The organism is Achromobacter sp. 1L-A-4-B-C2 (genome assembly GCF_057291955.1).
Genome location: NZ_JBXAWP010000003.1, coordinates 761,745 through 781,233, shown reverse-complemented (window position 1 = coordinate 781,233; position 19,489 = coordinate 761,745). Strand labels below are relative to the sequence as shown.

16 protein-coding genes and 1 pseudogene are annotated in these 19,489 nt (G+C 66.2%); 3 read left to right on the top strand and 14 right to left on the bottom strand.

Annotation, left to right across the window (positions count from 1 at the left end):
* The first annotated feature begins 140 nt into the window (after positions 1–140).
* Positions 141–1,727 (top strand): methyl-accepting chemotaxis protein, encoded by a 1,587-nt coding sequence (locus AC0Z35_RS17030; RefSeq protein WP_485132250.1) that lies wholly within the window; start codon positions 141–143, stop codon positions 1,725–1,727.
* On the opposite strand, the gene AC0Z35_RS17025 is transcribed toward AC0Z35_RS17030, so the two are convergent.
* The 9 genes from AC0Z35_RS17025 to kdpF all read right to left on the bottom strand — a co-directional run bounded on the left by AC0Z35_RS17025 (position 1,660) and on the right by kdpF (position 12,407).
* A complete protein-coding gene (locus AC0Z35_RS17025; protein WP_219991800.1) occupies positions 1,660–2,559 on the bottom strand; it encodes a 4-hydroxy-tetrahydrodipicolinate synthase family protein in 900 nt (299 codons plus the stop codon). The genes AC0Z35_RS17030 and AC0Z35_RS17025 overlap by 68 nt on opposite strands.
* Positions 2,560–2,561: 2 nt before the next feature.
* Positions 2,562–2,882: a hypothetical protein gene (locus AC0Z35_RS17020; protein ID WP_046803398.1), complete on the bottom strand. Its 321-nt coding sequence runs from the start codon at positions 2,880–2,882 to the stop codon at positions 2,562–2,564.
* 142 nt (positions 2,883–3,024) lie between these two features.
* Complete coding sequence (locus AC0Z35_RS17015) at positions 3,025–3,783, bottom strand: TorF family putative porin (RefSeq protein ID WP_219991801.1); 759 nt, start codon at positions 3,781–3,783, stop codon at positions 3,025–3,027.
* Positions 3,784–3,961: 178 nt separating this feature from the next.
* The gene (gene kdpE / locus AC0Z35_RS17010) at positions 3,962–4,654 is read right to left on the bottom strand and encodes a two-component system response regulator KdpE (protein WP_046803396.1); all 693 of its coding nucleotides are present in this window, start codon (positions 4,652–4,654) and stop codon (positions 3,962–3,964) included.
* A gap of 13 nt (positions 4,655–4,667) precedes the next feature.
* The gene (locus tag AC0Z35_RS17005) at positions 4,668–7,490 is read right to left on the bottom strand and encodes a DUF4118 domain-containing protein (protein WP_485132251.1); all 2,823 of its coding nucleotides are present in this window, start codon (positions 7,488–7,490) and stop codon (positions 4,668–4,670) included.
* A gap of 51 nt (positions 7,491–7,541) precedes the next feature.
* Positions 7,542–8,177, bottom strand: a complete 636-nt coding sequence (kdpC, locus tag AC0Z35_RS17000; protein ID WP_485132252.1) for a potassium-transporting ATPase subunit KdpC — start codon at positions 8,175–8,177, stop codon at positions 7,542–7,544.
* 162 nt (positions 8,178–8,339) lie between these two features.
* Positions 8,340–10,499 carry a potassium-transporting ATPase subunit KdpB gene (gene kdpB, locus AC0Z35_RS16995; RefSeq protein ID WP_485132253.1) on the bottom strand — a complete coding sequence of 720 codons (2,160 nt, stop codon included), beginning with the start codon at positions 10,497–10,499 and terminating at the stop codon, positions 8,340–8,342.
* A 22-nt stretch (positions 10,500–10,521) separates the two neighbouring features.
* Positions 10,522–12,318, bottom strand: a complete 1,797-nt coding sequence (gene kdpA / locus AC0Z35_RS16990) for a potassium-transporting ATPase subunit KdpA (protein WP_485132254.1) — start codon at positions 12,316–12,318, stop codon at positions 10,522–10,524.
* On the bottom strand, positions 12,318–12,407 hold the full coding sequence (kdpF, locus tag AC0Z35_RS16985) for a K(+)-transporting ATPase subunit F (protein ID WP_046803392.1): 90 nt from the start codon (positions 12,405–12,407) through the stop codon (positions 12,318–12,320). Before kdpF ends, kdpA begins: the two co-directional genes overlap by 1 nt.
* A gap of 741 nt (positions 12,408–13,148) precedes the next feature.
* Between kdpF and AC0Z35_RS16980 the strand changes: the two are divergent.
* Positions 13,149–13,418 (top strand): annotated as a pseudogene (locus AC0Z35_RS16980) (DUF4212 domain-containing protein); the annotation flags it as partial.
* A 110-nt stretch (positions 13,419–13,528) separates the two neighbouring features.
* On the top strand, positions 13,529–15,631 hold the full coding sequence (locus AC0Z35_RS16975; RefSeq protein ID WP_319308159.1) for a sodium:solute symporter family protein: 2,103 nt from the start codon (positions 13,529–13,531) through the stop codon (positions 15,629–15,631).
* On the opposite strand, the gene AC0Z35_RS16970 is transcribed toward AC0Z35_RS16975, so the two are convergent.
* The 5 genes from AC0Z35_RS16970 to trxB form a co-directional block, all read right to left on the bottom strand.
* Entirely contained in the window at positions 15,628–16,839 is a 1,212-nt protein-coding gene (locus tag AC0Z35_RS16970; RefSeq protein WP_485132255.1) for a hypothetical protein, read from the bottom strand. The genes AC0Z35_RS16975 and AC0Z35_RS16970 overlap by 4 nt on opposite strands.
* Entirely contained in the window at positions 16,826–17,452 is a 627-nt protein-coding gene (locus AC0Z35_RS16965; protein WP_485132256.1) for a hypothetical protein, read from the bottom strand. Before AC0Z35_RS16965 ends, AC0Z35_RS16970 begins: the two co-directional genes overlap by 14 nt.
* Positions 17,453–17,529: 77 nt before the next feature.
* Positions 17,530–17,859: a DMT family transporter gene (locus AC0Z35_RS16960; RefSeq protein WP_485132257.1), complete on the bottom strand. Its 330-nt coding sequence runs from the start codon at positions 17,857–17,859 to the stop codon at positions 17,530–17,532.
* Positions 17,856–18,524, bottom strand: a complete 669-nt coding sequence (locus tag AC0Z35_RS16955; RefSeq protein ID WP_046803387.1) for a Smr/MutS family protein — start codon at positions 18,522–18,524, stop codon at positions 17,856–17,858. The genes AC0Z35_RS16960 and AC0Z35_RS16955 overlap by 4 nt, the downstream gene beginning before the upstream one ends.
* Entirely contained in the window at positions 18,511–19,470 is a 960-nt protein-coding gene (gene trxB, locus AC0Z35_RS16950) for a thioredoxin-disulfide reductase (protein WP_104143627.1), read from the bottom strand. The genes AC0Z35_RS16955 and trxB overlap by 14 nt, the downstream gene beginning before the upstream one ends.
* Positions 19,471–19,489 lie beyond the last annotated feature (19 nt).

Below are 19,489 nucleotides of genomic sequence, written 5' to 3'. Positions count from 1 at the left end.
ATCAACAAGCCCGCGCGCGCTTGGTGAAAACCCTGTGTCTTCTCCGTATCCTGACAAATCGCAAATACATAAACAGTCACATTTTGCCGTCTGTCGTTTCAGGCGCGCAGTGGGCATGACAAGCATTACAAGGAAATCCGGTGAAGAACTCCAGTCTGCGCAGAGAGTTGTTGTGGTTCGTTTTCGCGATAGGCGCGGCCGTGCTGGCGCTGGGCGCCTGGGATGCGTGGCAGCGCCGGGGTGAAATGGTCGAGGACCGCAAGACGGAACTGCGGCACGTGCTGGACCTGTCGGCCGGCATTTTGCGCAACGGCAAGCAAAGCGTCAGCGAAGGCATGCCGCTGGCCGAGGCTAAGCGCAACGTGGCCAGGCGCCTGTCGCAGCTGCGCTATGGCGACGACGGCTATGTGGGCGCTTTTGGTGATGACTACGCCTTGCTGGTGCACCCTGACCCGAAATTGGTGGGCACCAACGTGCGGGACATCAAGGACGTGGACGGCCTGCCCATATTCCAGCGGCTGTATGCCGGCGGCAAGGCGGGCGGCGGCTATGTGCACTACCGCTTTCCACGCCCCGGCGCGGAGGAGGCGCTGCCGAAGATCAGTTACGCAACCTACGACGCGGAATGGGGCTGGCTGATCTTCACGGGCCTGTATGTGGACGATGTGGACGCCGCGTTCTACCAGACGCTTTGGCGTCAGGGCGGGGCCACCATCGGTCTGTTGGTGTTGTTGCTGTTGGCGGCGCTGCGTTTTTTCCACACCCATGTGATCCGCCCCTTGGACGAGGCCGTGGCGCTGTGCGAACGCGTGGCCAACGGCGATCTGGCTGGCGAAGTGTCCAGCAACCATCGTGGCGAGATCGGGCAGCTGTTCGAAGCCATGGGGCGCATGCAGACACGGTTGGAAGTGGCCTTGCGCAGCATCGTGCAATCGACCGGGTCCATCGCGGCGGCCTCGCGCCAGATCGCGGCGGGCAGCCTGGACCTGTCGGACCGCACCGAAAAGCAGGCGGCCGCGCTGGAACAGACGGCGGCCAGCGTTGAAGAGATTACGGCTACTGCCCGCCAAAGCGCGGAACACGTGCGCGAAGTCAGCGCGCTGGCCGCGCAGTCGGCAAAGTTGGCGCGTCAGGGCAGCGAAGAAACGCAGCACGCCATCGACGCCATGCGGGAGATCTCGCACAGCTCGCAGCGCATCGGCGAGATCATCAGCGTGATCGACGGCATTGCGTTCCAGACCAACATCCTGGCCCTGAACGCGGCGGTGGAAGCCGCGCGCGCGGGCGAGCAGGGGCGTGGGTTTGCGGTGGTTGCGGGCGAGGTGCGGGCCTTGGCGCAGCGCTCGGCCACGGCCGCCAAAGAAATCAAGGACCTGATCGAAGCCTCGTCCGATTCGGTGGCGCGCGGCAGCGAACGCGTGGGGCAGGCCAGCGCCACGATGGGCAGCGTGCTGGAATCGGCGGCCACCAGCGCGCCGTTGATGGGGGAAATCGCCACGGCGTCGGCTGAACAAAGCGCGGGCATCGAACAGATCAACCAGGCCGTCACGCATCTGGACAGCGTGACGCAACAGAACGCCGCACTGGTCGAAGAGTTTGCCGCGTCGGCCTCGACCCTGCACGATCAGGCCGACGGCCTGGCGCGCGCCGTGTCGGTATTCAAGCTGTCTGCAAGCGGCTCGGCAGCGCCTGCATTGCGCCCAGTGCTCGTTGCAGCCGCGGCGTAAGCTCGCGGCTGGCGGGCATCATCGGCATGCGCAGTTCGTCGGCGATCAGGCCTTGCATGGCCAGCGCACGCTTGATCGGCGCGGGGTTCGGTTCGGCGAACAGCAGCCGGATCAACGCGCGCAGCGGTTCGAATAGCGCCCGGGCGGCGTCGGCCTGGCCCGCGCGCGCCAGCCGCATGATTTCAACGTGGCGTTCGGGAAACAGATGCGCGGCGGCCGGTATGGCGCCGTGTCCGCCGGCCAGCCAGTGGTCCAGCAAGGACAAGTCGTCGCCACACAGCGCATCCAGCTTGCCGCGCGCATTCAGGGCGGCAAGCACGGGCGCATCGCATTCCTTCACCGCCGAAAAATTGGGCAAGGACGCCAGTGTTTCCATGGTTTCCACCGTCATCGTCACGCCGGTGCGCTTGGGGATGTTGTACAGGATGATGGGGCGATCGGTGGCCCAGGCGATCTGCCGGTAATGCCAAAGAATGCCCGCCTGCGATGGGCCCAGATAATAAGGCGGCGGCACTAGATAGCCCGCCGGCCGAAGCTTGTCCAGGCGCCGGATGGCCGTGGCCACGCCGCGCGTGTCCACGCCGCCCGCGCCGAACACCAGCGGCAGCGCGTGTGGATCGCTGTTGATCGCCTGCGCCATGTCGATCTTTTCGGACAGGCTTAGCAAGTTGCCTTCGCCGGTGGACCCGAACAGCACCAGCCCGGCGATGCCCGCGTTGCGGTAATAGCGGGCCAGCGCCTGGGCCGCGTCCACGTCCACATAGCCGCCACGCAGCGGCGTGATCATCGGCAGCCAGATGCCTTCAAAGCGGGGGGTGACGGGCATGTCCATGGTTATTGCCCCGTCAGGGTGGCGGCCGGGCGCACGGTGCCGAATTCGGCCTGCGGCAGCCCACGCATGACGGCTTGCATCATGTCATCCAGTTGGTCCCGGCTGCATTGCAATTGCAGCGTGCTTTGCGCGCGGGCGTGGTCCACCGACAGCAAATAGATGCCGATGCGCGTGCCCAGGGCCCGATGCAGCGCCAGGCGCACGTTCAAGGCATCCAGCGTATCGATCCTGACCGTCAGCGCCACCTGTTCGTTGCGCGCCTGCGCAGGCGCGGGAAAGGGGGCAAGCAAGGCGGGGCCAGAGGAATTGGGTTGGGCGATCATGGCGGGGGCGGGGCGGAAGGCGCTGCTTGCGGCGATCCGCGTATCGGTTGGTTGATGACGATTCCACTATAGGAAGGGCGCCGTAAACCCCGCCGATAAAAGCGGGCGCGGCGCGTAAAAATCGCGTCAACGCCCGGGGGGATCAAAAGGTTTTGGTCAATGACAGCACGCCTGTCGCGCGGCCCATGTCGCGACCGCGGGTGTTGGTATAGACGGCGCGATCCGCGTTGGTGTCCAGGTAGGCCAGCGATACCGACAGGCCTTGTCCAAAGTCCTTGGTCAGCCCCAGCTTCCAGTCGGTATACGACCCGTTGTCCACGTTTTTCACCATCTGGCGGCCGGCATGGGCGTTCAGGGTCAGGCCCCACACGCCGGTGTCGACGTTGGCGCTCAGGTCGAAGTATTGGCTGTATTTGCTGTCGGCAAAGCCGAACAGGTTGGTCATGGCAATGGAATACTTGAACATGACCGGGCCATAGCCGATGCCGGCGTAGAGTTCGGTGGTGTCGGGGCTGGTGTAGCCGGACGGGAAATCGCCCGGGTAGTAGTACTGCAAGACACCCAGGTCCACGGGCACGCCGTCGGCCACATTGCCCTTGTAGCCGCCGTAGAAATCCATTTCCACGGGGGCGGAAACGTCGGGGTTGCTGTCGCCGAGCCAGCTGATGCTGGAATTCCAGTTGCCCAGATAAAAGCCGCTGCGGTGGGCAAGGTCGAAGCCGCCTTGCACGGCGGGTTTGTTGTCCGACTGCATCAGGCCGCGATAGCGGTATTGGCTGGTCAGGCTGAGGTTTGCGGACAAAGTGAAGTCGGGGTCGGCGGGGGCGACCGGGGCGTCATTGGCTTGGGCGGTGGCGGCCAGCGTCAGCAGCGCCAGCGCGGCCAAGGAATTGCGGGACATGGAATGCTCCTGCTGTTGAACGGATGGCAACAATAGGAGGATCGGCATAAAGCGCGAGACAAGACACGGGCGGCACGCGTAAAGATCGCGTCAATGTGGATCACAGGCACGGCGATCGCAGACACGTTGATTACATCCACGTTCACTACATCCCGGTCACCGCGATCCGTTGCCCCGCTCAGCCCGCGAAGCGGTACCCCACGCCGATCTCGGTCAGCAGGAACACGGGCTGCGCGGGGTCGGCTTCGAGCTTTTGCCGCAGGTGCCCCATGTAGATGCGCAGGTAGTGGTTGCTTTCGATATGCGACGGCCCCCACACCTCGCGCAGCAGTTCTCGATGCGTCATGACCTTGCCCCGGTGCGCCAGCAGTGCGGCAAGCAGTCGGTATTCCATGGCGGTCAGGTGCACGTGCTGGCCGCCGCGTTCGACGACGCGCCGCGAGAAGTCGACGCGCACGTCGCCAAAGCTGATCTCGGCGGCGCTGGCCGCGCCCGCCCGCGCATGGCGGCGCAACAGCACGCGCAGCCGCGCGAGAAGTTCGCTGACGCCGAACGGCTTGGTCAGGTAATCGTCGGCGCCCGCGTCCAGCGCCGCCACCTTGTCCGGCTCGGCGCTGCGGGCCGATAGGACCAGCACCGGCACCTGCGTCCAGCCGCGCAACTCGCGGATCAGCGTCATGCCGTCTTCGTCGGGCAGCCCCAGGTCCAGCACGATGGCGTCGGGCTGGCGCGTGCCGGCCTCGATCAGGCCGCGCTTGACCGTGTCGGCCTCGTGCACGGCGCAGCCCTCGCTTTCCAGGGCCTGGCGTACGAAGCGCCGGATGTTGGCGTCGTCTTCAATGATCAGGACGGTAGGCTGGTAGTCGAACATGCAAAAGGCGCTTTCAATGGGAATCGGGGGAATCGGGGGATTCGGTGGATTCGGTGGATTCGGGCTGGACGTCGGGCGGGGTGCCCAGCGGCAGGCTGAAGACGAACTGCGCGCCATGGGCCTGGCCCGGCGTGTGCTCCACCCAGATGCGGCCGTGGTGGGCCAGGATGATGGCTTCGCATACCGCCAGGCCCAGGCCCACGCCGGGGGTGGCGGATTCGCGGTCGCCGCGCGTGAATTTTTCGAAGATGCGGCGCTCGGCGCCCGGTGTAACGCCCGGGCCGTTGTCGCAGACGGCCACGCGCAGCGAGTCATCGTGCACCGCCGCGTGGATATGCACGGTGCTGCCGGGCGGCGTGTACTTGGCGGCGTTTTCAAGCAGGTTGCACAGCACGCGTTCGATCAGCACGCCGTCGCATTCCACCAGCGGCAGGTCGGACAGGCGCGCGACGGTGACGTGGTGCGCGGCAAGCGGCTCGCGCATGGCGGCCAGCGACGCGCCCACCAGTTCTTCAATGGACTGCCATTCCAGGCGCAGCGGCGTGTCATGGCTTTGCAGCCGCGCCATGTCCAGCAGATTGACCACCAGCGCATGCATGCGCTGCGCCTGGTCGCGCATGGCGCGAATGGTGTCCTGCACATCGTCCGGCAGCGTGCCCGGCCGGCGCGTCAGCGTGTCCGTCATGCCGACCAGGCTGGTCAGCGGGGTGCGCAGGTCATGCGACACCGCCGCCAGCAGCGAATTGCGCAGCCGTTCGGATTCCATGCTGACCAGTGCCTGCTGCGCGACTTCGACATAGTGCAGCCGCTCCAGCGCAATGGCGATCAGCGTGGCGTAGGCCTCGATCTGGCGGCGCGCGTCGGGATGCGTGAACAGACTGCGGCGCGGCGCGGCCAGGGCCAGCACGCCGCGCGTGCGCATCGGCGCCTTCAGGGGCAGGTACAGCAGGTCGCTGTTGGATAGCGTGGCGGTGCCCGCGCCGGCCGGTTGGCCATGGTCATACACCCATTGGGCCAAGGCGGACTCCAGCGCCGGCATATCGTCGGCGGCGGGCGAGGCCAGCTTCAGGCGGTCGTCCAGGCCCAGGATATACAGCGCGCAGCGCGAGCCGAACGTGGCGTGCACGAATGCGCCGGCCAGCGCCACGATCTGTTCCGGCAACAATGCCGACGACAGCTCGCGCGCGAATTCGTACAGGCTGCGCGCGTCCGCTTCGCGCTTGACCGACACCTGCGCCTGTAGCCGCAGCCCGGCCGTCAGCTGCCCGATCAACAGGCCCACGGCCAGCAGCACGGCGAACGTCAGCAGGTACTGCACGTCCGACACGGCAAAGGATGCCAGCGGCTGCACGAAGAAAAAGTCGAACAACGCCACGCTGACCACGGACGCCAGCGCGGCCGGGCCACGCCCGTGACGCAGCGCCACGGCCACTACCGCCAGCAGGAACAGCATGACGATGTTGGTCTGGTGCAGCGCCGGAAACGCCAGCATCGACAAGCCCGTGGCGGCCGCGCAATAGCACAGCGCCCAGGCATAGCCCGACCAAGGCGCGGTGTTGCGGTCATCGGCTTGCGCGCGTGCGCGGTGCCCCAGCGTCAGCGGGTCGCGCCCTGGCGCCGCGCTGGCGGGCAGGGGCGGTGCGCCCAGCCGGATGATGTCGATTTCGGGGCAGCCCGCGGCCAGCATGTCGGCAAAGCTGTGGCGGCGCCACAGCCAGCCCGGCGCCAGCGCCGCCGACAGCAAGGCGGATAGCGACACGCGCAGCCGTTGCAGGCCGCTTGCGCGGGTGCGCCCCACGACGGCCTTGGTGATGTTGTGCCGACGCACGTAGCGCACAACGGCATCCACCATGTCGCCGCCGGGCAGCGTTTCCGTGCGCGCGCCCAGGCCGTCGGCAAGCGCCAGGCTGCGCTGCATGCGGTCTTGCTGGCCCTGGGGGGTGGGCGCCGCGCGCGGCGTGTCGATGGTGACCACGTGCAGGTCGCAGTCCAATTGCTGGCTCAGGCGGTGCGCGCTGCGGATCACGTATTCGGCGTCCGCGTCCGGGCCGATGCAGGCCACCACGGCTTCGCGCGTGCGCCACACCGAATCGATGGCGCGGTCGCGGCGATAGGCCTGCACGTCGTCGTCCACGTGGTCGGCGGTGCGGCGCAAGGCCAGTTCGCGCAGCGCGATCAGGTTGCCCTTGCGAAAGAAATTGCGCGTGGCGTGGCGCGCCTGCTCGGGCAGATAGACCTTGCCTTCTTTCAGGCGCCGCAGCAGTTCGTCGGCCGACAGGTCCACCAGGATGACCTCGTCGGCGGTGTCGAAGACCTCGTCCGGCACGGTTTCCCACACGCGCACGCCGGTGATGCTGCCCACCGCTTCGTTCAGGCTGTCCAGATGCTGCACGTTCAGCGTGGTCCAGACGTCGATGCCGGCGGCCAGCAATTCGTGGATGTCCTGCCAGCGCTTGGCGTGGCGCGAGCCCGGCGCGTTGGAATGCGCCAGCTCGTCCACCAGCACCAGCGCGGGCCGGGCGGCCAGCGCGCCGTCCAGGTCGAATTCGCGCAGCACGTGGCCCCGGTACGCCACATCTTTCAAGGGCAGCGTTGCCAAGCCCTCCAGCAGGCTTGCCGTTTCGCGGCGGCCGTGGGTTTCGACGATGCCGGCCAGCACGTGCGCGCCTTGCTCGGCTTGCGCGCGGGCGGCCACCAGCATGGCGTAGGTCTTGCCCACGCCGGCCGATGCGCCGAAGTACACGCGAAGCTTGCCGCGCACCGCCTGGCGCGCGGCGTCGTCCAGCGTTTTCAAGAGCGCGTCGGGATCGGGACGCTCGCCAGCAATGTCAGCCATGAAGCGCAAAGTGTGGGGTGGAAAAGGCTGGCGCTACTATACGCCGCGCCGTCATGGCGCAGGGCGCAATGCATCCAGCGCCAGGTTCAAGGTCAACACATTGACGGTCGGGTCACCCAGCACGCCGATCCAGGGTTTTTCGGTGTGCGCCTGGATCAACGCATCGACCTGCGCGCGCGGCAGATGGCGGAGGCGCGCCACCCGCGCGGCCTGATAGTTGGCGGCGGCCGGGCTGATGTGCGGGTCCAGGCCGCTGCCGGACGCGGTGATCAGGTCCACCGGCACCGGCGTGGGGTTGTCCGGATCGGCCGCTTTCAAGGCCGCGATGCGTTCCTGGATGGCTTGTGCCAGCGCGGGGTTGCGCGGGCCCAGGTTGGACCCGCCGGAGGCCGCGCCGTTGTACGGCATGGGCGCGGTGGCCGACGGCCGGCTCCAGAAGTACCGCGGTTCGCTGAACGCCTGGCCGATCAGCGCCGACCCGACGACCTTGTCGCCCTGCGTGATGAGCGAGCCGGCCGCCTCGTGCGGGAACACCACGGCGGCCACGCCGCGCGTCAGGAAGGGGTAGGCCAGGCCGGTCACGAGCGACAGCGCGGCAAAGACGACCAGCGCGGGGCGCAGGATGCCGCCTTGGCGGGCCGGGGTGGACGCAGTGGCGGCTGCGTTTGCGGAAGTTGTGGCTTGCATAATGAATTCCTTGAATGAGGCAGGCTCTGGGCGGGCTCACCGGCGGGCGCGAGGCGCGCGCCGGGGGCCGGTAGTGACTGGGTGCGGGTTATGTCGGCGGCATGACAGACGTGGGCTACGTGCTTATGTTGCGGGCCGGGCCGCGCCAGGCCGGCGCGGGCGTCAGGCCCACCCCAGCGCGGCCAGCACCATGTCGACCAGCTTGATGCCGACGAACGGGACCAGCAGGCCGCCCAGGCCGTAGATCAGCAGGTTGCGGCGCAGCAGCACCGAGGCGCCCAGCGGCCGATAGCGCACGCCCTTGAGGGCCAGCGGAATCAGCACCACGATGATCAGCGCGTTGAAAATCACGGCCGACAAGATGGCCGAGGCTGGCGTGGCCAGCTGCATGATGTTCAGCACGTTCAACTGCGGATACACGGTGGCGAAGGCGGCCGGAATGATGGCGAAGTACTTGGCTACGTCGTTGGCCACACTAAACGTGGTCAAGGCTCCGCGCGTCATCAGCATCTGTTTGCCGATTTCAACGATCTCGATCAGCTTGGTGGGGTTGGAATCCAGGTCCACCATGTTGCCCGCTTCCTTGGCGGCCTGGGTGCCCGAGTTCATCGCCACGGCCACGTCGGCTTGCGCCAGCGCGGGCGCGTCGTTGGTGCCGTCGCCCGTCATCGCCACCAGCCGGCCTTCGGCTTGATAGGCGCGGATCAGCTTCAGCTTGGCCTCGGGCGTGGCTTCGGCCAGGAAGTCGTCCACACCGGCTTCGGCGGCGATGGACGCGGCGGTCAGCTTGTTGTCGCCGGTGATCATTACCGTCTTGATGCCCATGCGGCGCAGTTCGGCAAAGCGCGACTGGATGCCCGGCTTGACGATGTCTTTCAGCTCGACCACGCCCAGCGCGCGATTGCCGTCGCTGACCAGCAGCGGCGTGCTGCCGCGCCGGGCTACGTCTTCGGCTTGATGCAACACGGCGTCGGGCACGTTGGCGTCCAGCGCTTTGAGCCAGGACTGTACGGCGTCTATCGCGCCCTTGCGGATCATGCGTTCGCCCAGGTTCACGCCGCTCATGCGCGATTGCGCGGTGAACGGGACGAACTCCGCGTCTTCCACACGCGTGGCGGGGGCGTGCGTGGTCTTGTCGGCCAGCGCCACGATGCTGCGTCCTTCGGGCGTTTCATCGGCCAGCGAAGCCAGCCGTGCCGCGTCCGCCAATTCGCGGGCCGACACGCCCGGGGCGGGCAGGAAGGTGGACGCCTGGCGGTTGCCGAAGGTGATGGTGCCCGTCTTGTCCAGCAGCAGGACATCGACATCGCCCGCCGCTTCAACCGCGCGGCCCGAGGTCGCGATGACGTTGGCGCTCATCATGCGGCTCATGCCCGCCACGCCGATGGCCGACAGCAGGCCGCCGATGGTGGTCGGGATCAGGCACACCAGCAGCGCCACCAGCACGGTCACGGTCACCGCCGCACCGCCGCCCGCCGCGCTGACCGCGTAGATGGAGAAGGGCATCAGCGTCACGACCACCAGCAGGAATACCACCGTCAGGCCGACCAGCAGGATGGTCAGCGCCAGTTCATTGGGCGTCTTCTGGCGCTTGGCGCCTTCCACCATGGAGATCATGCGGTCCAGGAAGCTCTCGCCGGGGTCGGCCGCGATGCGCACGAAGATCCAGTCGGACAGCACGCGCGTGCCGCCGGTGACGGAAGAGAAGTCGCCACCCGATTCACGGATGACGGGCGCCGACTCGCCGGTGATGGCGCTTTCGTCCACCGAGGCCACGCCCGCGATGACCTGCCCGTCGCCGGGAATGGTTTCACCCGCTTCGATCAGCACCACGTCGTCTCGGCGCAGCAGGCCCGAAGCCTGGCTGACGGCCTGGCCGCGCCATTGATCGGGATGTGCGTCGCGGGCGTCGGCATCGTGAAAGTTCTTGAGCAGGCGCGCGTTGATGGTGGTGCGCAAGCCGCGCAGCGTCGCCGCCTGCTGCTTGCCGCGGCCTTCAGCCAGGGCCTCGGCGAAGTTGGCGAACAACACCGTGAACCACAGCCAAACGGCGATGGCCAGGATGAAGCCGGCGGGCGCTTCGGCCTGGCCGCGCAGGGCCATGACCCCCAGCACGGTGGTCAGGATGCTGCCCACGTACACGACGAACATGACGGGGTTTTTCAATTGCGCGGCGGGCGACAACTTGCGCAGGCTGTCCAGCAGCGCGGGCGCGACCAGCGATCGGGACCACATGCCGAACGGGCGCTCTTGGGGGGTGACGTCGGGTGCGCAGGCGGCGGCGCCGCCTGCGCTTGAGGTTTGCATTTCAATCTTGGCCATGTTGTTTCCTAGCCTGTTGCATTCAAGGTTGCAGGTGTTCAGCGACCGGCCCCAGGGCCAGCGCGGGCACATACGTAAGCGCGCCCACCAGCAGCACCGCGCCGATCAGCAGCACGACGAAAAGCGGGCCGGTGGTGGGCATGCTGCCGGGGCCGGCGGGCAGGCGCCGCTTGGCCGCCAGCGAGCCGGCCATGGCCAGCACCGCCACGATCACGGCAAAGCGGCCAAACCACATCGCGATGCCCAGCAGCACGTTGTAGAAAGGCGTGTTGGCCGATAGCCCGGCAAACGCGCTGCCGTTGTTATTGGCGGCCGATGACAGTGCGTACAGGATTTCCGAAAAACCGTGGATGCCCGGATTGAGCACGCCCGCCTGGCCCGCCGATACCGACACGGCCAGCGCGCTGCCGCCCAGCACCAGCAAGGGGGTAACGAGGATGATGATGGACACCATCTTCATGTCGTAGGCTTCGATCTTCTTGCCCAGGTATTCGGGCGTGCGGCCGATCATCAAGCCGGCGATGAACACCGCCAGCACGGCGAAGGCCAACATGCCGTACAGCCCCGAGCCCACGCCGCCGTAGACCACTTCGCCCAACTGCATCTGCAACATCGGCGGCAGGCCGCCCATGGCGCTGAACGAATCGTGCATGCCGTTCACCGCGCCGCACGATGCCGCCGTGGTGATGATGGCAAAGAGCGACGTGGCCGCGATGCCGAAGCGCGATTCCTTGCCTTCCATGTTGCCGCCCGGCGCCAGGGCCGTCATGGCGCTGTCCGCGCCGGCTTGCGCCGCCATGGGGTTGGGCTGCTGTTCGAAGTAGGCGGTGGTCAGCGCAAACGCGGCAAACAGCACCGTCATCGCGGCCAGGATGGCGATGCCCTGCCGGCGGCTGCCCACCATTTCGCCAAAGGTGAAGCACAGCGCGGCGGGAATCATCAAGATGGCCAGCATCTGCATGAAGTTCGCCAGCGGCGTGGGGTTCTCGAACGGGTGCGCGGAATTGGCATTGAAGAAGCCGCCGCCGTTGGTGCCCAGCAGCTTGATGGCTTCCTGCGAGGCCACGGGGCCCATCGCCAACGTTTGTGTCGAGGTGACTGCCGGGTCGGTCACGGCCTGGCCGGACGCGTCCAGCACCGGCTGGCCGTCGGCGCCCACGCGCGGCTGTTCGTAGTGCAGGGCCTGCACCGTCTGCACGTCCTGATACGGGCTGAAGTTCTGGATGACGCCCTGGCTGACCAGCAACAGCGCCAGCACGAACGACAGCGGCAGCAGCACGTACATCGTGCAGCGAACCATGTCCGCCCAGAAGTTGCCCACCGTGGCCGAACAGTGGCGCGACAGGCCGCGTATCAACGCAAACAGCACGGCGATGCCGGTGGCGGCCGAGACAAAGTTCTGCACCGTCAGCGCCAGCATCTGCGTCAGGTAGCTCATGGTGGATTCGCCGCCATAGCCTTGCCAGTTGGTGTTGCTGACAAAACTGATCGCGGTGTTCAGCGCGGAATCCGGGCTGACGGCGCCCAGGGCGGCAGGGTTCAGCGGCAGCATGCCTTGCAAGCGCTGCAAGCCATAGACGACCGCGATGCCGACCATGTTGAACACCAGCACGGCCAAGGCGTAGCGCTTCCAACCCATTTCGGCCTGCGGGTCAATGCCGGCAAGCCGGTAGATGCCGCGCTCCAGCGGGCGGCCCCAGGCGGTCAGCCTGGATTGCCCGTTTTCCATGGCGACGCGGATGTAGCGCCCGAGCAGCGGCGCGATCGCAAGCAGGATTGCCAGGTACAAGGCCAGCAATCCGACGAATTCGGCGGTCATCAGAATTTCTCCGGTTTGAACAGCGCCACCAACAGGTAGACGAACAGCACGGCCGCGGTCAGGCCGCTAAGCCAGTAAAGCCAGTTCATGACGGCTCTCCCCCGGACAGGGCTGCGCAAAATTGCAGCAGGGCTAGCGTCGCGCCGGCCATGACGGCGAAGGCGGCGATATAGATGGCATCCACGTTTTTCCTCCCGGGAGCAGCGCTCCCTTCGAACGACGGGCCTGCGCGGCAAAGGCGGATGCGCGCCGGGGCAGGCCAGGTGACAATCAGGACACCGGCAGGTTACGGAGCGGGGGGTAAAAACGGGATATAGGTTGGGCGGGCGGGTGTAAACAAGAAATAAAAAGGCGCGGCGTCCGGGGCGGACCAGGGGGCTGATGGGCCGGACCGGCGCGCCCGATTCCGGGCATGGCGCGGTGGCGGCCGTCATATTGCGGGACGCGCCAGATTCCTGAATTCGGCTCAATTCCGGCTTTTTTGCCAAAAAATCCCAATATTTAGAACTTTCCGGTCAAATGGCACCGTTGTGGTGCGAGGAATATGTAAATGAATGCTCCGTCTTAGGGCATTCCCCTAGTGTGGCATTCCCGCACTTGGTGCAGAATCTCTTCCCATGCAGGTGAGGAGACAAAGCCCTGCATGGGCAAATACCGGCGGCACCGGTACATAAAAAAAGTAAAGCAGTACTCAAAAAAAGCAAAACGCACAACGGCTGGCACCAAAGAGTGCCAGCCGTTGTCGCATAAAAAGCCTGGATTTCATCCGCAAGGGCTTTTCAGACGCAGCGTTTCGCGCTATCCAGATAGGGTCTGAAAACATCCTAGCTATGCCGAAATCCCGCGCATCTCTTTCCCCGCCTATCACCACCCCCTATTGGCGCCGCAATCTGCGGCTGATTCTGTTGCTGCTTGTGGTCTGGGCGGCACTGACGTTCGTGCCCGCATTCTTCGCGCGCAGCCTGAGCTTTGATTTCATCGGATGGCCCTTCGCGTTCTGGATGGCGGCCTATGGCGCGCCGTTGGCGTATCTGATCATCGTTGGCGTCTACGCGCGGGTCATGAACCGCGCCGATGAAGCCGCCGAGGCGGCGCTCGATGCGGGCGGTGGAGGGAGCGCTGAAGTGGGGACCCCTGCGGGCGGCAACGGCAACGGCAACGGCAACGGCAACACCCCCGGCAACGGCGATCGCGCCGGCGGGGGCCGCTGATGCCGTTCAGCGGAGATACCCCGCAGGAATTCAAGATCCGGCTGCGCCGTATCTACGTGCTGTACACGGCCGGCTTTGCCCTGATGATCCTGCTGATGGCGCTGGCCGAGGTCCTGGGGATGCCGCGCAACTGGATCGGCTACGTTTTCCTGCTGGTCACGGTCAGCCTGTATGCCGGTATCGGCATCGTCTGCCGCACGTCGGATCAGGTCGAATACTACGTGGCGGGCCGACGCGTGCCCGCTATCTATAACGGCATGGCCACGGCGGCCGACTGGATGTCGGTGGCATCGTTCATCGGCGTGGCGGGCACCCTGTACCTGACCGGCTACGGCGGGCTGGCCTACATCATGGGCTGGACGGGCGGCTACGTGCTGGTCGCCATGTTGCTGGCGCCTTACCTACGGCGCTTTGGCCAATACACCATTCCCGACTTCATGGGCGCGCGCTACGGCGGCAACATGCCCCGGCTGGCGGGCGTGGCCTGCGCCATCCTCTGTTCGTTCACCTACCTGGTCGCGCAGATCTACGGCGTGGGCATCATCACCACGCGCATGACGGGTATTTCGTTCGAGCTGGGCATCTTCGTGGCGCTGGGCGGCATGCTGGTGTGTTCGTTCCTGGGCGGCATGCGCGCCGTAACGTGGACGCAGGTGGGGCAGTACATCATCCTGGTCATCGCCTATCTTGTGCCGGTGGTGTGGCTGTCGGTCAAGCATACGAACATGCCGGTGCCGCAATTGTCGGCCGGCGTGGTCTTGCAGCAGGTGACCGAAAAAGAAATCTATCTGCAAAACGATCCTTCCGAAATCGAGGTGCGGCGGCTGTGGCAGCAGCATGCCGATGAAATGGCGTCGCGCGTACAGGCCCTGCCCGAATCTTGGACCCTGGAAAAGGACAAGCTGCGCAGCCGGCTGGCGCAATTGAACGCGTCGGATGCGCCGATGGTCGAGATTCGTTCGGCCGAGCGCGAGCTGGCCGCCTACCCCGCCAGCGTGGAAGACGCGCGGGTGGCGTGGTCGCAGGCGCGCGCCACGTTCGAAGCGCGGGCCGCCCCGGCCACCCCTCACGCGGAACCCTTTCCCGCCAAAGATCCCGAAGAACAGCGCAACATGCGCGTCAACTTCCTGGCGCTGGTCTTGTGCCTGATGCTGGGCACGGCGGGCATGCCGCACATTCTGATGCGTTCATACACCACGCCCTCGGTGATCGAGGCGCGCAAATCGGTGTTCTGGTCACTGCTGTTCATCCTGCTGCTGTACTTCATGGCGCCCGCGCTGGCGCTGCTGGTCAAGTACGAGGTCTATACGCAGGTGGTGGGGTCGAACTTTCTCAGCCTGCCCAATTGGGTGCATGCCTGGAGCGCGGTCGACAGCAACCTGCTTGACGTGACCGACATCAATCGCGATGGCGTCGTGCAGCTAAGCGAGATCAGCATGGGCGCGGACGTGGTGGTGCTGGCGATGCCCGAGATCGGCGGCTTGCCTTATGTGATTTCGGGCCTGGTGGCGGCCGGCGGGCTTGCCGCCGCCTTGTCCACGGCCGACGGCCTGCTGCTGACGCTGTCCAATTCCTTGTCGCACGACATGTGGTACCGGATGGTGTCGCCGCGCATGTCGGCGGCGCGCCGGGTAATGGTGTCCAAGATACTGTTGCTGGTGGTGGCGTTTGGCGCGGCCTGGGTCGCCGCGCGCAAGCCTGCCGACATTCTGTTCATGGTGTCGGCGGCGTTCTCGTTCGCGGCCTCGTCGTTCTTTCCTGCCCTGGTCATGGGCGTGTTCTGGCGCCGCGCCAACAAATGGGGCGCTACCTTGGGCATGGCGGCCGGGCTGCTGGTTACCTTTGCCTACATGACGCATACGCATCCGTGGTTGCGCGAATGGGTGCTGGGCATTTCACGCACGCAGCCGGTGGACCTGTGGTGGGGCATCCAGCCGATTGCCGCCGGCGTGTTCGGCGCGCCGGTGGCCTTCCTGACGATCATCGTGGTGTCGCTGCTGACCCCGCCGCCGGACCGTGCCACCTTGGCGCTGGTGGATTATGTGCGGCATCCGGGCGCGCGCCATCCCGGCGATTCGCTGCCGCCCACCAACAATTCCTAGGGGGCGCCGCAGGCATTCGCCTGCCGGTTGTCGGCGTTGGTGCACGCTTCCCACACGCCTGGGGGCAGCGTCTGCAATAGCGTGTAGACCTGGCCCGGCGCCCACAGCCAATGCACGCCGCCGGGGTTTTTCCCTGCCGCTTCCCAGACTTGGCGGCGCTGCGCCACGCTAAGGGTGAATTGGCCGTCCGGGCCGCTATTGCCCTGCGCCAGGATGGACGATGGATCGCGCCTGGCGCCGTAGACGTCGCCGTCATCGCCCTTGGGCTGCACGATGGCCCAGTCGTAGTGATACGACTCCATGGCCGGCGCCGCCCAGTTCGCGCCGGGCAACACCAAGACGGCAAATTCGGATGGGCGTTCCTGATAGGGCAGCCCCAGCCTCAACTTTTCGTTGTGCCAGTCCAGCCGTTGGCGACGATAGCGCTGGGCGGGTTGGCCTTGCTGATCGAACTGGGTGACTTCCTGGGCATCGCCCTGGTTTTCCACATAGGAAATCGTGCGCAGCAGCCGACCGGCGGCATCGTGTACATAGCGCATCAGCGGCCGAGACGGGTCGCTGCAAGCGTTGGCGCCATGTTCCGCCAGCCATCCGTTGCTGTCATAGCGCAGACAGAAATAGGCCGAGGGGTTGGGCTTGCCCTTCGCATCCCGAGAACGCATTTCGTAGCCCGCAAGCCGGCCGGCGCTGTCGTATTGAAAGCGGGTTTCGTAGTCGGGCTTGGGCAGCCCGGGCCGCCCGGCGGCTTGCGCGGCCTGGAGTGTGCCGGGGTCGAATTGGGCGATGCCGCACAGGTGGCGGACGCCGTCGGGGCCGCGCTCGAACCGCAGCACGGTGGGGCCGAGCATGGCGTTGGCGATGGGGTTGGCCTTGGACCCCGCGTTGATGGGGGCGGGAGACGCGGCCCCAGACGCAGGGGAGGCGTTCGCCATCGGATCGGTCACATACACCGACCAGTCCACCTGCTCGGCCCAGATGACGGGCGTGGCGCGTGTGCCCGTTTGCACCGCAACGGGCGGTTCCCAGGTCTTGATGCGCGAGCCGTCCAACGCCAGCAAAGTGGCGGTTTCGTCCAGCCGTACCTGGGCCACCACCGTCTCGCGCTGGGCCGATGCGGCCATGGGCTGGCACAGCGCGTGCGCCCACGTGGACGCGCACGACAGCCCGGTCAGCAGCAGCAGGCGCAAGGTGCGATCAATAGGCGGCATTGTGCAGGTAGACGATCAGGCCCCAGAGTTCGCTGCTGATGCCGCCCAGGCGCAACGCCTTGTCGCGCGTGTCCATCAGCAGGAAAGGGTAGGCGTCGCGTTCCAGCTTGCCGGGCGGGGGTAGCCGGTAGGGCTTGAAATGCTCGGGTGACAGCAGGTAGGTATTGGCCATGTCGCCCACGTCCACGTGCAGGTACCAGACGGTCAAATCGCCGACATCGACGGCGGGCGTGGTCTCGGGGTAGACGCCGCCCTGGCCGGCCGGGATGGCGCTGGCAAGTACGCCTGTGAACACCGCGCGCGACCCGGCTTGCGGATAGTACAAGCCGTCGTCGCCACGTCGCGTGAAGGTTTGGCGCAGGAAGCTGGCGGCGCGCGAACCGGGCACGACGGAGCGCGCAAAGCGTTCGTCCAGCTGCGCCTCGGTCAGCGGGCCGCGCGTGGCGGCAAGCGCATCAAGATCGTGGGTGAATGCCTGGAACCAGGCGCGGTAGCGGACGAGTTCGGCGGCGCGGTTGAAGTCCTGCGCCATGGCGTTGGCGCTCCAGAGCCCGCCCACGCAGGCCAGGCTGACAAAGCACAGCCAGGCAAACCATTGGCGCCAGAGCGGCATTCTGGCCACGCGCCAGCAGGCCGCGCCGGACAATTCCGCGTCACATACAGCGGCTGCCCCCCCCGCGGCAGGCGCGGTCAATGGGATACCGACTGCGAAAATACGTTCATCACCACCACGCCGGCGATGATCAGGCCGATGCCAACCAGCGCGGGCGTGTCCAGGTGCTGCTTGAAGAGCACCGCGCCCACGATGGAGATCAGCACGATGCCCACGCCGGACCAGATGGCATAGGCAATGCCCACCGGGATCTCGCGCAGCGTCAGAGACAGGAAGTAGAACGAAATCAGGTAGCCGCACACGGTGATCAGCGACGGCACCAGACGGGTGAATCCTTCGGAACCCTTCAGCGCGCTGGTGGCGAAGATCTCGGCGATGATCGCCACGCCCAGGTACAGCCATTTCATTTGCGCGACCCTTCGGATTGCCGCAGCAGCACCAGCAGCGCACCGGCGCCGCCTTCGCGTTCGGGGGCCTCGGAAAAAGCCAGCACTTCGTTCTTTTGCACCAGCCAGGTCCGCGCCTTGTCTTTCAGCACGGGCTCCAGCCCTTCGGATCCGTAGCCTTTGCCGTGCACGATGCGCACGCAGCGGATGCCATGGTCCTGGCATTCGTCCAGAAACGACAATAGCGCGTGGCGCGCCTGTTCGACGCGCAGGCCGTGCAGATCCAGTTCAGCGCCCGCGCGCCATTGGCCGCGCCGCAGGTTGCGCGCGGTGTCCGGCGCCGCGTCACCACGCACAAAGGCGGTGCCGCCTTCGGACAACAGGTGCGTGATTTCGCCACCATCGGATACGCCCACATCGGCGCGCGACGGCGTTTCGCCCAGCGCGTTGGCCCGCCGCAACGCCGGGGCAGGTTCCGCCACGGGTTTGTGTTCAACCCGGGCGTCCTGCTTGATCGGCGTGACGGACTTCATCGTGCGCTGAAACGCCGCCATGTCATCCATGGGGGCGGTTTCAGGCTTCTTGATGGCGGCAACCCGCTTGGCAAGCGCTTCGCGTTCGCGCTCGGTTTGCAGGTCTTTCTTCAGGCGTTTCAGGTCGGCCAGGCCGACCTTACTGCCCCGCATTCTCCAACCACCGTTGGGCGTCCAGCGCGGCCATGCAGCCCGTCCCGGCGCTGGTGATGGCTTGGCGATAGACGTGGTCTTGCACGTCGCCGGCGGCGAACACGCCGGGCACGGACGTCATCGTGGCCATGCCGGACAAGCCGCTCTTGGTGACGATGTAGCCGTCCTTCATTTCCAGCTGGCCCTGGAAGATTTCCGTGTTGGGCTGGTGGCCGATGGCGATGAAGGCGCCGGTGACCGGCATGTCTTCCGTGACGCCGGTGTCCACGTGGCGTACGCGCACGCCAGTTACACCGCTGTTGTCGCCCAGCACTTCTTCCAGCGTATGGAACAGCTTCAGTTCCATGTTGCCGTTCTCGACCTTGGACATCAGCTTGTCCACCAGGATGGGCTCGGCGCGGAACTTGTCGCGGCGATGGATCAGGGTGACCTTGCGGCAGATGTTGGACAGGTACAGGGCTTCTTCCACGGCGGTGTTGCCGCCGCCGACCACGACCACGTCCTGGTTGCGGTAGAAGAAACCGTCGCAGGTGGCGCAGCCCGACACGCCGCGGCCCATGAAGGCCTCTTCAGAGGGCAGGCCCAGGTATTTGGCCGATGCACCAGTGGCGATGATGAGGGCGTCGCAGGTGTAGATCTTGCCTGTGTCGCCGGTCAGCGTGAACGGGCGCTTGGACAGGTCGACCTTGGCGATGTGGTCAAACAGCATTTCGGTGTTGAAGCGTTCGGCGTGCTTCTGGAAGCGCTGCATCAGGTCCGGACCCTGGACGCCATCCGCGTCGGCGGGCCAGTTATCGACGTCCGTGGTGGTCATCAACTGGCCGCCTTGGGCCAGGCCGGTCACCAGGACGGGGCTCAGGTTGGCGCGTGCCGCATAGACGGCCGCCGTGTAACCGGCGGGGCCGGAACCGAGTATCAAAACTTTAGCGTGCGTGGGCGTGGACATGGGCGGGTATCTTTAGGTT

Coding starts and splice junctions, on each gene's coding strand:
- kdpA (WP_485132254.1), bottom strand. CDS start 12,318: ATGACCGCCGAATTCGTCGGATTGCTGGCCTTGTACCTGGCAATCCTG.
- AC0Z35_RS16955 (WP_046803387.1), bottom strand. CDS start 18,524: ATGCGGGGCAGTAAGGTCGGCCTGGCCGACCTGAAACGCCTGAAGAAA.
- AC0Z35_RS17020 (WP_046803398.1), bottom strand. CDS start 2,882: ATGATCGCCCAACCCAATTCCTCTGGCCCCGCCTTGCTTGCCCCCTTT.
- AC0Z35_RS16965 (WP_485132256.1), bottom strand. CDS start 17,452: ATGCCGCTCTGGCGCCAATGGTTTGCCTGGCTGTGCTTTGTCAGCCTG.
- kdpB (WP_485132253.1), bottom strand. CDS start 10,499: ATGGCCAAGATTGAAATGCAAACCTCAAGCGCAGGCGGCGCCGCCGCC.
- AC0Z35_RS16960 (WP_485132257.1), bottom strand. CDS start 17,859: ATGAAATGGCTGTACCTGGGCGTGGCGATCATCGCCGAGATCTTCGCC.
- trxB (WP_104143627.1), bottom strand. CDS start 19,470: ATGTCCACGCCCACGCACGCTAAAGTTTTGATACTCGGTTCCGGCCCC.
- AC0Z35_RS17025 (WP_219991800.1), bottom strand. CDS start 2,559: ATGGACATGCCCGTCACCCCCCGCTTTGAAGGCATCTGGCTGCCGATG.
- kdpF (WP_046803392.1), bottom strand. CDS start 12,407: ATGAACTGGCTTTACTGGCTTAGCGGCCTGACCGCGGCCGTGCTGTTC.
- AC0Z35_RS17005 (WP_485132251.1), bottom strand. CDS start 7,490: ATGGCTGACATTGCTGGCGAGCGTCCCGATCCCGACGCGCTCTTGAAA.
- kdpC (WP_485132252.1), bottom strand. CDS start 8,177: ATGCAAGCCACAACTTCCGCAAACGCAGCCGCCACTGCGTCCACCCCG.
- AC0Z35_RS16970 (WP_485132255.1), bottom strand. CDS start 16,839: ATGCCGCCTATTGATCGCACCTTGCGCCTGCTGCTGCTGACCGGGCTG.
- AC0Z35_RS16975 (WP_319308159.1), top strand. CDS start 13,529: ATGCCGTTCAGCGGAGATACCCCGCAGGAATTCAAGATCCGGCTGCGC.
- AC0Z35_RS17015 (WP_219991801.1), bottom strand. CDS start 3,783: ATGTCCCGCAATTCCTTGGCCGCGCTGGCGCTGCTGACGCTGGCCGCC.
- kdpE (WP_046803396.1), bottom strand. CDS start 4,654: ATGTTCGACTACCAGCCTACCGTCCTGATCATTGAAGACGACGCCAAC.